Source organism: Enterobacter sichuanensis, assembly GCF_009036245.1.
Lineage (GTDB): Bacteria > Pseudomonadota > Gammaproteobacteria > Enterobacterales > Enterobacteriaceae > Enterobacter > Enterobacter sichuanensis.
Map to the genome: position 1 here is coordinate 1,372,935 of NZ_CP027986.1, position 12,222 is coordinate 1,385,156.

Consider the following 12,222-nt stretch of genomic DNA (forward strand, 5'->3'; position numbering starts at 1 on the left):
GATCGGCGCTATTTTCAGCAAAGCGTGCAGAAAAAAGCCCTCTGATGGGAGGGCTGAAAATCAATGCGGAATAAAATGGTATTCCGTCACGCTCACGTACTCTTCACCCGGGCGTAGCACACAGTCTGGCTGCGGCCATTCCGGATGATTCGGGCTGTCCGGCAGGAACTCGCTCTCCAGCGCCAGTCCTTGCCAGTCACTGTACTCAACGTGTTCGCGCGCCGTCGTGCCGCCAAGGAAGTTACCAGAGTAGAATTGCAGAGCAGGCGCGGTGGTGTAAACTGTCATCTGCAGCTTCTCATCGCTGGACCAGACCTGCGCGGCAGGCTGCTTCACATCGCCTTTTGCCAGCAGCATGAACGCATGGTCGTAACCTTTCACCTTGCGCTGATCGTCATCGCTCAGGAAATCCTGGGCGATCGTTTTCGCGCAGCGGAAATCAAAGCTGGTGCCGTTCACGGATTTCAGGCCCTGATACGGAATGCCCATCTCGTCAACCGGCAAATAATCATCGGCAAGGAGTTGCAGCTTGTGGTTACGTACGTCGCACTGGTTACCGTCCAGATTAAAGTACGCGTGGTTGGTCAGGTTGACCGGACACGGCTTGTCGACCGTTGCACGGTATTCAATGGCGATACGGTTGTCTTCGGTCAACGTAAAGCGCGCGAAAGCGGTAAGATTACCCGGGAAGCCCTGATCGCCATCATGGGAATCCAGCGAGAACAGAACTTCGCCATCGTTTTGCCGGACAATTTTCCAGCGGCGTTTATCAAAGCCTTCTGGCCCGCCGTGGAGCTGGTTTTCACCCTGGCTTGGACGCAGGGTGTACTGCACGCCGTCGAGTTCAAAACGGCTTTTCGCGATGCGGTTAGCATAGCGTCCGACTGACGCGCCCAGATAGGCGGACTGATTAATATACTGCTCAGGCGAGGCGCAGCCGAGAAGGGTTTCGCGTACGCTGCCATCCGGCATGGGGACGCGGGCAGAGAGCAGCGTGGCTCCCCAGTCCATCAGCGTAACCACCATCCCTGCGCTGTTGCGCAGGGTTAACAGGCGATACGGCAGACCATCCGGTGCGAGGGTGGGTGTTTCGTTTAGCACTGTCCGGCTCCTTGTGATGCTTTACACACGTAGAAAGTTTCTTTAATACCTGTTTTTGCTTCGTACTGTTTCTCCACTGTCTGCTGCACGGCAGGAACAAGTTCTTCCGGCACCAGGGCAACAATACAGCCCCCGAAGCCACCGCCGGTCATACGCACGCCGCCTTTATCGCCAATTGCTGCTTTCACGATCTCAACCAGCGTATCAATCTGCGGCACGGTGATTTCAAAATCATCACGCATGGAGGCATGCGATTCCGCCATCAGCTCACCCATACGTTTCAAATCGCCTTTCGCCAGCGCGGACGCCGCTTCAACGGTACGGGCGTTTTCTGTCAGTACGTGACGAACGCGTTTGGCGACAATAGGATCCAGCTCGTGTGCCACTTTATTGAATTCATTAAGCGTAACGTCGCGCAGGGCAGATTGCTGGAAGAAGCGAGCGCCCGTTTCACATTGTTCGCGGCGCGTGTTGTATTCGCTGCCCACCAGCGTGCGTTTAAAGTTACTGTTGATAATCACGACTGCCGCGCCTTTTGGCAGAGGAACGGCTTTGGTGCCTAGCGTCCGGCAGTCGATCAGCAGCGCGTGTTCTTTTTTGCCCAGCGCAGAGATCAGCTGGTCCATGATGCCGCAATTACAGCCCACGAACTGGTTTTCCGCTTCCTGACCGTTGAGCGCAATTTGCGCGCCATCCAGCGGCAGATGATAAAGCTGCTGGAAGACGGTGCCAACGGCGACTTCCAGAGACGCAGAGGAGCTTAAGCCCGCACCTTGCGGCACGTTGCCGCTGATGACGAGATCCGCACCACCAAAATTCTTATTACGTTTTTGCAGATGTTTCACTACGCCGCGCACGTAGTTAGACCACTGCTGGCTGTCGTGCGTCACAATCGGAGCATCGAGGGAAAATTCGTCCGTCTCATTACCGTAATCTGCGGCAATCACGCGGACTTTACGATCGTCGCGTTTTGCACAGCTGATGACCGTCTGGTAGTCAATGGCGCAGGGCAGAACAAAACCGTCGTTGTAGTCGGTGTGTTCACCAATCAGGTTAACGCGGCCAGGTGCCTGGATAACGTGGGTGGCAGGGTAGCCAAATTTTTCAGCAAACAGGGATTGTGTTTTATCTTTCAGACTCATTTTTAGACTCCTGATTCGCGATAGTGGACGTCGCTAACGGCACGCAGACGTTCTGCCGCCTGTTCCGCCGTCAGGTCACGCTGGGTTTCCGCCAGCATTTCATAGCCCACCATAAATTTACGCACCGTCGCAGAGCGCAGCAGCGGCGGATAAAAATGGGCATGCAACTGCCAGTGTTGATTCTCTTCCCCGTTAAACGGTGCGCCGTGCCAGCCCATTGAGTACGGGAAGGAGCACTGGAACAGGTTGTCGTAACGGCTGGTCAGTTTTTTCAGCGCCAGAGCAAGGTCGTCGCGCTGCGCGTCGCTGAGATCGGTGATGCGCTGAACGTGTGCTTTCGGCAGCAGCAGCGTTTCAAACGGCCAGGCTGCCCAGTAAGGCACAACGGCCAGCCAGTGTTCAGTTTCCACCACGGTCCGGCTGCCGTCGGCCCGTTCGCGCTGCGTATAATCCACCAGCATTGGCGAGCCATTTTCGGCGTAATAGTCTTTCTGCAGACGGTCCTCACGCTCGGCTTCATTGGGCAGGAAACTGTTCGCCCAGATCTGACCATGCGGGTGCGGGTTAGAGCAGCCCATGGCCGCGCCTTTATTTTCAAATACCTGTACCCATGGGTAAGTCTGGCCCAGCTCCGCGGTTTGTGCCTGCCAGGTACTGACCACCTCTTGCAGTGCCTCAATGCTCAGCTCCGGCAGCGTTTTGCTGTGATCGGGCGAGAAGCAGATCACACGGCTGGTCCCGCGGGCGCTTTCACAGCGCATCAGCGGATCGTGGCTCGCAGGCGCGTCCGGCGTGTCGGTCATCAGGGCGGCAAAATCATTGGTAAAAACGAAGGTGCCTTTATAGTCCGGGTTTTTATCTCCCGTTACGCGCGTGTTGCCCGGACACAGGAAGCAGTCCGGGTCGTGCTGTGGCAGCGTTTGTTTCGCAGGCGTCTCTTGCGCCCCCTGCCAGGGGCGCTTGGCGCGATGCGGAGAAACCAAAATCCATTGCCCGCTTAGCGGGTTAAAACGACGATGCGGATGATCGACGGGATTAAACGAAGTCATGACGGATCCTTAGTCCGGATACCCCTGAGGATGGCGCGACTGCCAGTGCCAGGTATCCTGTGCCATTTCATCAAGCGTGCGGGTGACACGCCAGTTAAGCTCTTTATCGGCTTTGGAGGCATCGGCCCAGTACGCCGGGAGATCGCCTTCGCGACGCGGAGCGAAGTGGTAGTTCACCGGCTTGCCGCAGGCTTTGCTGAAGGCGTTCACCACATCCAGCACGCTGCTGCCAATACCGGCGCCGAGGTTGTAAATATGTACGCCCGGTTTGTCGGCCAGCTGCTGCATCGCCGCCACGTGGCCGTCAGCCAGATCCATCACGTGAATATAGTCACGCACACCGGTGCCATCTTCAGTCGGATAATCATTGCCGAAAATAGCCAGTGACTCACGACGACCCACCGCCACCTGGGCGATATACGGCATCAGGTTATTCGGAATGCCCTGCGGATCTTCACCCATATCGCCAGACGGATGGGCGCCCACCGGGTTGAAGTAGCGCAGCAACGCGATGCTCCACTCAGGCTGTGCTTTTTGCAGATCGGTCAGGATCTGCTCCACCATCAGTTTGCTCTTGCCATACGGGCTTTGTGGTGTACCGGTTGGGAAGCTTTCAACGTAAGGAATTTTAGGCTGATCGCCATAGACGGTCGCGGAAGAGCTGAAGATAAAGTTCTTCACGTTTGCGGCGCGCATCGCAGAGATTAAACGCAGCGTACCGTTGACGTTATTGTCGTAATACTCGAGCGGCTTTGCGACCGACTCCCCGACGGCTTTCAGGCCGGCGAAGTGGATCACCGTTTCAATAGCATGGTCGTGAAGGATCTCGGTCATCAGCGCTTCATTGCGGATGTCGCCTTCGACGAATGTTGGCTGTTTCCCGCCAAGACGTTCAATCACAGGCAGCACGCTGCGCTTACTGTTGCACAGGTTATCGAGGATGATGACATCATGACCGTTTTGCAGCAGCTGCACGCAGGTATGACTACCTATGTAACCGCTACCACCTGTTACCAGAACTCGCATAATTCGCTCCATTGGGCTTATGGTATGTAATAACCATAGCATAACAGAGACGCGAAAAGTGTGACATGGGATAAAATAGTGGAATCGTTTACACTGTTTTTAAAATCCGATTTTCAGCAGCCATGAGGCATTGTAGATCAATGGGATAGAGATGTCTTAGTGCAGGTTATCTGAAAAACGGAGGGCCTGGCCCTCCGAAGGTTAATCGATTTTGCTGAGCTGATAATGATACTGTTCCCCGTCCGGAACAAATTCAAGACGATGCGTGATGCAGGCGGGGGCATCCTCGGCATGGTGTGAAACGAACAGCAGCTGCGTTTCACCTTCGCTAATCAGCACATCCACAAAGCGACGGATAAGTTGTCGATTGAGCGGATCCAGCCCCTGAAGGGGTTCATCCAGAATGAGCAGCGTAGGATGTTTCACCAGTGCGCGCACGATCAGCGCCAGGCGCTGCTGTCCCCATGACAGGCTATGAAACGGCGCGTCAGCGACCCGGTTATCCATGCCCAGAATGTCCAGCCACTGCTGAGCCAGCTTTTGCTGTTTATCCGATACCGCCTGATAAATGCCGATGGAGTCAAAATAGCCAGAGAGGATCACGTTGCGTACCGTGGTGCTGACCCGGTAATCCAGATGCAGGCTGCTGCTGACGTAGCCAATATGTTTTTTGATATCCCAGATAGTTTCACCGCTGCCGCGACGCCGGCCAAACAGCGTCAGATCGTTGCTATAACCCTGCGGGTGATCGCCGGTGATCAGACTCAGCAGCGTCGATTTTCCCGCGCCGTTGGGGCCGACAATTTGCCAGTGCTCCCCAGGATTAACCGTCCAGCTCAGGTGATTAAGGATTGGGCGATCGTCATACGAGACTACGCCATCACGCAGCACGATGCGCGGCTGGTGGGGATCAAGCGCGTGGCGAGCCGAAGGGGCGTCGGGTTCCGGAAGGGTCATTCCGTCAAGCCGTTCGCTGTGTGCGAGCTGGGCGATGAGCGCCTGCTTAAGCAGCGCCGATTTTTCCCCTGTCTCGGCCAGATTACAATCGGCCAGTACGCCTGCATGCTGGATAAAATCCGGGATCTCATCAAAGCGGTTAAGCACCAGCACGAGGGTATATCCCTGCTGATTCAGCGACGCCAGCAGGGCTGCCAGCTGCGCACGGGACTGCACGTCAAGGCCGTCGAATGGTTCGTCGAGGATCAGCAACTCAGGCTCGCTCATCAGGGCCTGACAAAGCAGCGTTTTCCGCGTCTCACCGGTGGAGAGGTATTTGAAGCGTCGGGTCAGCAGGGCGGAAATGCCAAACTGTTCTGCCAGGCGCTGACAGCGGGCAGGATCCTTCACCTCATCCTGAATGATTTCCGCCGTCGTGCGGCCGGTATCGTCTTCGCCCGGGCTGAGTAAATCGGTGTTGTTGCGCTGCCACTCGTCGCTCACCAGCTTTTGCAGTTGTTCAAATGAGAGGCGCGTCAGGCGGGTAAACTCGCTCTGGTTTTCACCTTTAAGGAGGGGAAGCTCTCCGGCCAGCGCGCGGGCCAGCGCAGATTTACCGCTGCCGTTGGTGCCGACAAACGCCCAGCTTTCACCTGCGCGTATTGTCAAATCAGCAATCGTCAGCGTTCGGGTATCGCCAAGACGAAACGTGCCTTGCGAAATATGCAATGATGACATGGTTTATCCCTGTTTTTGCAGCAATAGCTATCAGGGATACGCACTGTCGGTACGATTGTCAATGTGCTTAGCACAAAGTGGCGATAATCACCCGGTCTGCGTTGAACCAGGCGGTGACGACAGCACCTTCTTCTAAATCGTCCGCCTCGCTGAGCGGTACCGTCGCGCACAGCATTTGCCCGTCTGCCAGGGTCATCAGTACTTCGCACTGCGCTTCGCCGCGTTCGATACGGCTGATGGTGCCCTGAAGCTGGTTATCTGCTGCCTTTGCCGTATCGGGATTGCGTGTGAGGTTGACCCACGGCGCTTTCAGCAGCACCAGCACCTCTTTTCCTTCATCGAGTCCAAGACGTTCTGCGCTCTGCGCCGTGATGGCGGCTTTCAGACGGGTGGTACCATCGGCAAGCAGGATCTCAATATGCTGCTGTATCTGCAGATTATCGCGCGCCGTCACTGTGCCAAACCACTGGTTGCGGGCGCTGGTTTGTAATGAGAAGCGGGAAATAGCGGCCAGCAAACTGTCCAGCGGCACGTTATCGTCGTCACTCAGCACATCAAACGCTTTTTGCTGGATCCGGGCCAGCAGATCGTAAAGCTGAATAAGGCGCTGGCCGTAACGTGTCACGATTGCGCCACCTCCGCCTTTGCCGCCCGTGGCCCTGTCTACTAGCGGATGTTCGCTCAGGGTGTTCATCTCATTGATGGCATCCCAGGCGCTTTTATAGCTGATCCCGGCATTTTTCGCCCCCTGGCTAATTGAGCCCGTTTGTTCTATCTGTTTAAGCAGGGTGATACGTCGCGGATCGGCAAAAAGCTTTTGCTGAAGTCTGAGAGTAAGGAGAATTTCGGCCTGCATAACAGTATCCTGGCAAAAAGGGTATTGTGACCCAAATGGTGCAGGGCGCAAAGGGTACCGCACAAAAGGGGATGTTTTTCTCACCTGAAAGGGTAGAATAAGCCATTCACAATATCTGGAGAAAACCATGTTAGAGTTGTTGAAAAGTCTGGTATTCGCCGTGATCATGGTACCAGTAGTGATGGCCATCATCCTCGGTGCCATCTACGGCCTGGGTGAAGTGTTCAACGTCTTTTCGAACATTGGTCACAGAGACCGCGCTAAAAAACAGCATTGATTCCCCACAAAACGCCCGGCCAGTCCGGGCGTTTTGCTCTCAAGTTTTTCTTCTTTTCACCGATATTCTTTTACAGATGACACCGGTTTACCCCTTGAGCGGTACGAATAAACGCTGGGATCTCCCTGACGTTACCGTTATATTAATGCGTATATAACGCTACTGACAGGAGTGACAAATGGCACGTTCATGGGTACGCCTTTTCGCAGGGGCTGCGCTGACGCTTTCGCTTACCGGACACGCGCTGGCGGACGACGGCAAAATTACGGTCTTTGCGGCGGCGTCGCTGACCAATGCGCTGCAGGATATCGCGGTGGCGTATAAAAAAGAGAACAACGTCGAGGTGGTCTCCTCGTTTGCCTCTTCCTCTACGCTGGCGCGCCAGATAGAAGCGGGCGCACCGGCGGATCTGTTCATTTCGGCGGACCAGAAGTGGATGGATTACGCAGCGGAGAAAAAAGCGATTGATGCGTCAACCCGCGAAACGCTGTTGGGTAATAGCCTGGTTGTCGTGGCGCCGAAAGCCAGTGCCCAGGCTGACATCACCATCAACAAAGCAACAGACTGGACCCGGCTTCTGAACGGGGGACGTCTGGCGGTGGGTGACCCGGATCATGTTCCGGCCGGCATTTACGCCAAAGAAGCGCTGCAAAAACTGGGCGCGTGGGAGACGCTGTCGCCGAAACTGGCGCCGGCAGAAGATGTTCGCGGCGCACTGGCGCTGGTGGAACGCAACGAAGCCCCGCTGGGCATTGTCTACGGCTCTGATGCCGTGGCCAGCAAGGGGGTGAAAGTGGTCGCAACGTTCCCTGAAGACTCCCACAAGAAAGTGGAATACCCTGTTGCGATTGTTGATGGACATAAAAATGCGACCGTAACGGCTTTCCGCGATTATCTGAAGGGGCCGCACGCGTCCGCAATCTTTAAACGTTATGGATTTACGACTCACTGATGATATTGACCGATCCTGAATGGCAGGCTGTTCTGCTGAGCCTGAAAGTTTCTTCCCTGGCGGTTGCGCTGAGTTTGCCCTTTGGGATCTTCTTTGCCTGGTTACTGGTTCGCTGTCAGTTTCCCGGCAAAGCACTGCTCGACAGCGTGCTGCATCTTCCGCTCGTGTTGCCGCCCGTGGTGGTGGGTTATCTGCTGCTGATTTCGATGGGGCGACGCGGTTTTATTGGCGAAAAACTTTATGACTGGTTTGGGCTGACGTTTGCGTTTAGCTGGCGCGGGGCGGTCCTGGCGGCAGCGGTGATGTCATTCCCGCTGATGGTGAGAGCAATCCGCCTTGCGCTGGAAGGTGTGGACATGAAACTCGAACAGGCAGCCCGCACGCTGGGCGCCGGGCGCTGGCGCGTCTTTTTCACCATCACGCTTCCGCTCACGCTGCCGGGTATTATTGTCGGCACGGTGCTGGCCTTCGCCCGGTCGCTCGGCGAGTTTGGCGCCACGATCACCTTTGTGTCGAACATTCCCGGCGAGACGCGAACCCTTCCTTCGGCCATGTATACCCTGATCCAGACGCCGGGGGGAGAGGGGGCCGCAGCGCGGCTGTGCATCATCTCCATTGTGTTAGCCCTGGTATCGCTGCTGGTGTCGGAATGGCTGGCGAGAGTCAGTCGTGAGCGGATGGGGAAATAGACATGCTTGAGCTTTATTTCACCCAGACGCTGGGAAACCATACCCTGACGCTTAACGAGACGCTGCCTGCAAGCGGTATCACCGCCATTTTTGGCGTCTCAGGGGCGGGCAAAACGTCATTGATCAATGCGATAAGCGGCCTGACCCGTCCGCAGTCAGGACGGATTGTATTGAATAACCGCGTCTTAAATGACGTGGAAAATAAGGTATATCTGTCGCCTGATAAACGTCGTATTGGCTATGTTTTCCAGGATGCACGCTTATTCCCGCACTACAGCGTGCGCGGCAACCTGCGTTACGGTATGGCGAAAAGCATGGCTCCGCAGTTTGATAAACTGGTCACGCTGTTAGGTATTGAACCGCTGCTCGACAGACTGCCTTCTTCGCTTTCCGGCGGAGAGAAACAGCGCGTGGCGATTGGCCGCGCGTTGCTGACCGCACCCGAATTGCTGCTGCTTGACGAACCGCTGGCCTCGCTGGATATTCCGCGTAAACGTGAGCTCCTGCCTTATCTGCAGCGCCTGACGCGTGAAATCAACATCCCGATGCTCTACGTCAGCCATTCGCTGGATGAGATCCTGCATCTGGCCGATAACGTGCTGGTGCTGGAAGAGGGCAGCGTGAAGGCCTTCGGCAAACTGGAAGAGGTCTGGGGCAGCAGCGTAATGCATCCCTGGCTACCCAAAGAGCAGCAGAGCAGCATTCTGAAAGTGAGCGTTCTGGAACACCATCCGCACTACGCGATGACGGCGCTGGCATTGGGCGATCAGCATCTGTGGGTTAACCGGATCGATAAACCGCTGCAGTCAGTCCTGCGGATCCGCATTCAGGCCTCGGATGTCTCGCTGGTTTTACAACCCCCGCTGCAGACCAGTATTCGAAATATTCTGCGTGCCAAAGTGGCAGAGTGTTTTGATGACAACGGCCAGGTGGAAGTGAAGCTGGAGGTGGGGAGCAGAACGCTCTGGGCGCGCATCAGCCCCTGGGCCAGGGATGAGTTAGGGATCAAACCCGGCCTGTGGCTTTACGCGCAAATCAAGAGCGTCTCAATCACTACCTGATTACAGCAGGTGGGTATAAATGTACTGCGCGATGCTGTCGGAGGTGTTATCACCAATCACCACGTTGGCACGCGCCTTCACGGCATCATCGGCATTGCCCATCGCCACGCCCGTACCGGCGGCTTCCAGCATGCTGATGTCGTTGTAGTTATCGCCAAAGGCAATCACGTCCTGCATCGACCCGCCCTGGGACTCCACGTACTGCGTCAGACGCTTGCCTTTGCTGTTGCCCTTGCGGGCTATATCCACCTGATCGTGCCAGGACCATTCGCACTCCAGACCCAGCGTCTGTTCCACGTGTTTCGCGAAGCTATTTAGTTTGGTGGTATCTTCATCCGTCAGGGCGAATTTCCAGATCGCCTCAACATCCTGAGCGGCCTGACGCAGGGAGGAAACCTGAGTAAAGACCGGACGCTGGGCTTCAGGCAGAGACAACGCCCAGTTGCTGGTGCGCACCACATGGCCGGTTGGACGCTCATAGACCATTGCGCTGTCCACATACATCAGGCCGTGAACGTCATGCTCATCAAGCAGATCAATCAACTGCAGCGCCTGGGATACCGGCAGCGGGTCGGATGCTAAAACCTTTTTTGCCTGATAATCATACAAATAAGTGCCATTACAGCAAATTGCAGGTGTATCTAACGCCAGTGCCTGATAAAAAGGGTGAATGGCAACGTGATGTCGACCCGTTACGATAAGGAGTTGATATCCCGCTTCCTGCGCGCGTTTAAGCGCTTCCAGAGAAGAGGGGAGAAGGGTTTTTTGCGGCGTCAGTAAGGTACCGTCTAAATCCAGAGCAATCACACGCGAGGTCATCTGTTTTCCCGGGTTAATATTGAATTTACGTTTTGATGGGATGGTACACCGAGAGGCGAAGGCTTCAAAATTCCTGTCGACAATTCAGCATTCACCGTCAAAAGTTAACTACTTTCATGCGCAGTGAGGAGTGAATATTCATGAAACAAACCGTTTATACCGCCAGTCCTGAAAGCCAGCAGATCCACGTCTGGCGCTTAAATACCGAAGGGACACTCACGCTGGTTCAGGTTGTTGATGTGCCAGGCCAGGTACAGCCGATGGTCATCAGCCCGGATAAACGTTTCTTGTACGTGGGTGTGCGCCCGGAGTTTCGCGTGCTGGCCTATCGCATTTCTCCGGACGACGGCGCGCTGACTTACACTGCCGAAGCGCCATTGCCGGGCAGCCCAACCCACATTTCTACCGATCGTAAAGGCAACTTTGTCTTCAGCGGCTCGTATAACGCCGGCTGTGTTAGCGTAACGCGTCTGGAAGAGGGCATCCCGGTTGAAACCGTGGATGTGGTGGAAGGGCTGGAAGGTTGCCACTCGGCGAATATCTCTCCGGATAACCGCACGCTGTGGGTGCCTGCGCTCAAGCAGGATCGTATCTGTCTGTTCACCCTCAGCGACGATGGTCACCTGGTGGCGCAGAATCCGGCGGAAGTCACTACCGTTGAAGGCGCGGGCCCGCGTCATATGGTCTTCCATCCGAACCAGCAGTATGCCTACGTGGTGAACGAGCTGAACAGCTCTGTGGACGTATGGGAACTAAAAGATCCTAACGGCCAGATTGAGTGTGTGCAGACGCTGGATATGATGCCGTCTGACTTCTCCGACACCCGCTGGGCGGCGGATATTCACATCACGCCAGATGGTCGTCATCTGTACGCCTGTGACCGTACCTCCAGCCTGATTACCGTTTTCAGCGTCTCCGAGGACGGCAGCGTGCTGGCCATTGAAGGGTTCCAGCCAACGGAAACCCAGCCGCGCGGCTTTAATATCGATCACAGCGGTAAGTTCCTGATTGCGGCGGGGCAGAAATCCCACCACATCGCGCTGTACGAAATTAAAGGCGAGCAGGGCCTGCTGGAAGAGAAAGGGCGCTATGCCGTCGGCCAGGGGCCGATGTGGGTGGTGGTAAACGCTCATTAAGCGGCTTAAAACAAAAAACCTCGCGAATGCGAGGTTTTTTTATGCCCGGTGGTTGCCGGGTGAGCACATCAAAACGTAACCAACGCGACCATCATAATATTGGCTTAGCATGATGTAAATTCATCATCAACGAATAAAAGGAATTATGAAGTGATGCTCACTATTTATCTTCAATAGAATCAGTTTGTTATATGATTTCTCTTTATAAATTCCTAAACTTCTCACAACTGTTTTTATGTACAGTTATGGTCTGATATCATTCTGTCCGTTGGTTTGATGTGTTGCAGTTCCGCACTTCAGGGTCCTTTTTAAGTCCTGGCTGTCGGGTGGTGCCGACAGTGCCTAAACTGCTGAGCACATCAAAACATAACCAACACACTTCTGGTGACAGGCAGCGGAAAGGTAAACCAGAGGAGAAGTGCTCTATACCCTAAATAATT

12 protein-coding genes are annotated in these 12,222 nt (G+C 55.2%); 5 read left to right on the forward strand and 7 right to left on the reverse strand.

Annotated features, from left to right (window positions below; translation table 11 throughout):
• Nucleotides 1-60 precede the first annotated feature (60 nt).
• The 6 genes from galM to modE all read right to left on the reverse strand — a co-directional run bounded on the left by galM (nt 61) and on the right by modE (nt 6,848).
• On the reverse strand, nt 61-1,101 hold the full coding sequence (gene galM, locus C1N69_RS06480) for a galactose-1-epimerase (protein WP_155030862.1): 1,041 nt from the start codon (nt 1,099-1,101) through the stop codon (nt 61-63).
• Nucleotides 1,095-2,243, reverse strand: coding sequence for a galactokinase (gene galK / locus C1N69_RS06485; RefSeq protein ID WP_155030863.1), 1,149 nt, complete (start codon nt 2,241-2,243; stop codon nt 1,095-1,097). Before galK ends, galM begins: the two co-directional genes overlap by 7 nt.
• 2 nt (nt 2,244-2,245) lie before the next feature.
• Nucleotides 2,246-3,292, reverse strand: a complete 1,047-nt coding sequence (gene galT, locus C1N69_RS06490; RefSeq protein ID WP_155030864.1) for a galactose-1-phosphate uridylyltransferase — start codon at nt 3,290-3,292, stop codon at nt 2,246-2,248.
• A gap of 9 nt (nt 3,293-3,301) precedes the next feature.
• On the reverse strand, nt 3,302-4,318 hold the full coding sequence (gene galE / locus C1N69_RS06495) for a UDP-glucose 4-epimerase GalE (protein ID WP_020884951.1): 1,017 nt from the start codon (nt 4,316-4,318) through the stop codon (nt 3,302-3,304).
• Nucleotides 4,319-4,519: 201 nt separating this feature from the next.
• Nucleotides 4,520-5,992 (reverse strand): molybdate ABC transporter ATP-binding protein ModF, encoded by a 1,473-nt coding sequence (gene modF / locus C1N69_RS06500; RefSeq protein ID WP_045285429.1) that lies wholly within the window; start codon nt 5,990-5,992, stop codon nt 4,520-4,522.
• 67 nt (nt 5,993-6,059) lie between these two features.
• A complete protein-coding gene (gene modE, locus C1N69_RS06505) occupies nt 6,060-6,848 on the reverse strand; it encodes a molybdenum-dependent transcriptional regulator (RefSeq protein ID WP_025757223.1) in 789 nt (262 codons plus the stop codon).
• Between the two features lie 127 nt (nt 6,849-6,975).
• Between modE and C1N69_RS06510 the strand changes: the two genes are divergently transcribed.
• The 4 genes from C1N69_RS06510 to modC all read left to right on the forward strand — a co-directional run bounded on the left by C1N69_RS06510 (nt 6,976) and on the right by modC (nt 9,827).
• Entirely contained in the window at nt 6,976-7,125 is a 150-nt protein-coding gene (locus tag C1N69_RS06510; RefSeq protein WP_013097516.1) for an AcrZ family multidrug efflux pump-associated protein, read from the forward strand.
• Between the two features lie 178 nt (nt 7,126-7,303).
• Nucleotides 7,304-8,077: a molybdate ABC transporter substrate-binding protein gene (modA, locus tag C1N69_RS06515; RefSeq protein WP_155030865.1), complete on the forward strand. Its 774-nt coding sequence runs from the start codon at nt 7,304-7,306 to the stop codon at nt 8,075-8,077.
• Entirely contained in the window at nt 8,077-8,766 is a 690-nt protein-coding gene (modB, locus tag C1N69_RS06520; RefSeq protein ID WP_025757225.1) for a molybdate ABC transporter permease subunit, read from the forward strand. Before modA ends, modB begins: the two co-directional genes overlap by 1 nt.
• Nucleotides 8,767-8,768: 2 nt before the next feature.
• A complete protein-coding gene (gene modC, locus C1N69_RS06525) occupies nt 8,769-9,827 on the forward strand; it encodes a molybdenum ABC transporter ATP-binding protein ModC (protein ID WP_155030866.1) in 1,059 nt (352 codons plus the stop codon).
• Here the strand turns inward: modC and C1N69_RS06530 are convergent, their stop codons facing one another.
• Nucleotides 9,828-10,646, reverse strand: coding sequence for a pyridoxal phosphatase (locus C1N69_RS06530; RefSeq protein ID WP_155030867.1), 819 nt, complete (start codon nt 10,644-10,646; stop codon nt 9,828-9,830).
• Nucleotides 10,647-10,786: 140 nt separating this feature from the next.
• Here C1N69_RS06530 and pgl point away from each other — a divergent pair, with 140 nt between their 5' ends.
• Complete coding sequence (pgl, locus tag C1N69_RS06535; protein WP_047958053.1) at nt 10,787-11,782, forward strand: 6-phosphogluconolactonase; 996 nt, start codon at nt 10,787-10,789, stop codon at nt 11,780-11,782.
• Nucleotides 11,783-12,222: the final 440 nt, after the last annotated feature.

Excerpts from the sequence above, each read along its gene's own strand:
- C1N69_RS06510 (WP_013097516.1), top strand. The coding sequence starts at position 6,976 with ATGTTAGAGTTGTTGAAAAGTCTGGTATTCGCCGTGATCATGGTACCA.
- modE (WP_025757223.1), bottom strand. The coding sequence starts at position 6,848 with ATGCAGGCCGAAATTCTCCTTACTCTCAGACTTCAGCAAAAGCTTTTT.
- modA (WP_155030865.1), top strand. The coding sequence starts at position 7,304 with ATGGCACGTTCATGGGTACGCCTTTTCGCAGGGGCTGCGCTGACGCTT.
- modC (WP_155030866.1), top strand. The coding sequence starts at position 8,769 with ATGCTTGAGCTTTATTTCACCCAGACGCTGGGAAACCATACCCTGACG.
- modF (WP_045285429.1), bottom strand. The coding sequence starts at position 5,992 with ATGTCATCATTGCATATTTCGCAAGGCACGTTTCGTCTTGGCGATACC.
- galK (WP_155030863.1), bottom strand. The coding sequence starts at position 2,243 with ATGAGTCTGAAAGATAAAACACAATCCCTGTTTGCTGAAAAATTTGGC.
- C1N69_RS06530 (WP_155030867.1), bottom strand. The coding sequence starts at position 10,646 with ATGACCTCGCGTGTGATTGCTCTGGATTTAGACGGTACCTTACTGACG.
- galT (WP_155030864.1), bottom strand. The coding sequence starts at position 3,292 with ATGACTTCGTTTAATCCCGTCGATCATCCGCATCGTCGTTTTAACCCG.
- pgl (WP_047958053.1), top strand. The coding sequence starts at position 10,787 with ATGAAACAAACCGTTTATACCGCCAGTCCTGAAAGCCAGCAGATCCAC.
- modB (WP_025757225.1), top strand. The coding sequence starts at position 8,077 with ATGATATTGACCGATCCTGAATGGCAGGCTGTTCTGCTGAGCCTGAAA.
- galE (WP_020884951.1), bottom strand. The coding sequence starts at position 4,318 with ATGCGAGTTCTGGTAACAGGTGGTAGCGGTTACATAGGTAGTCATACC.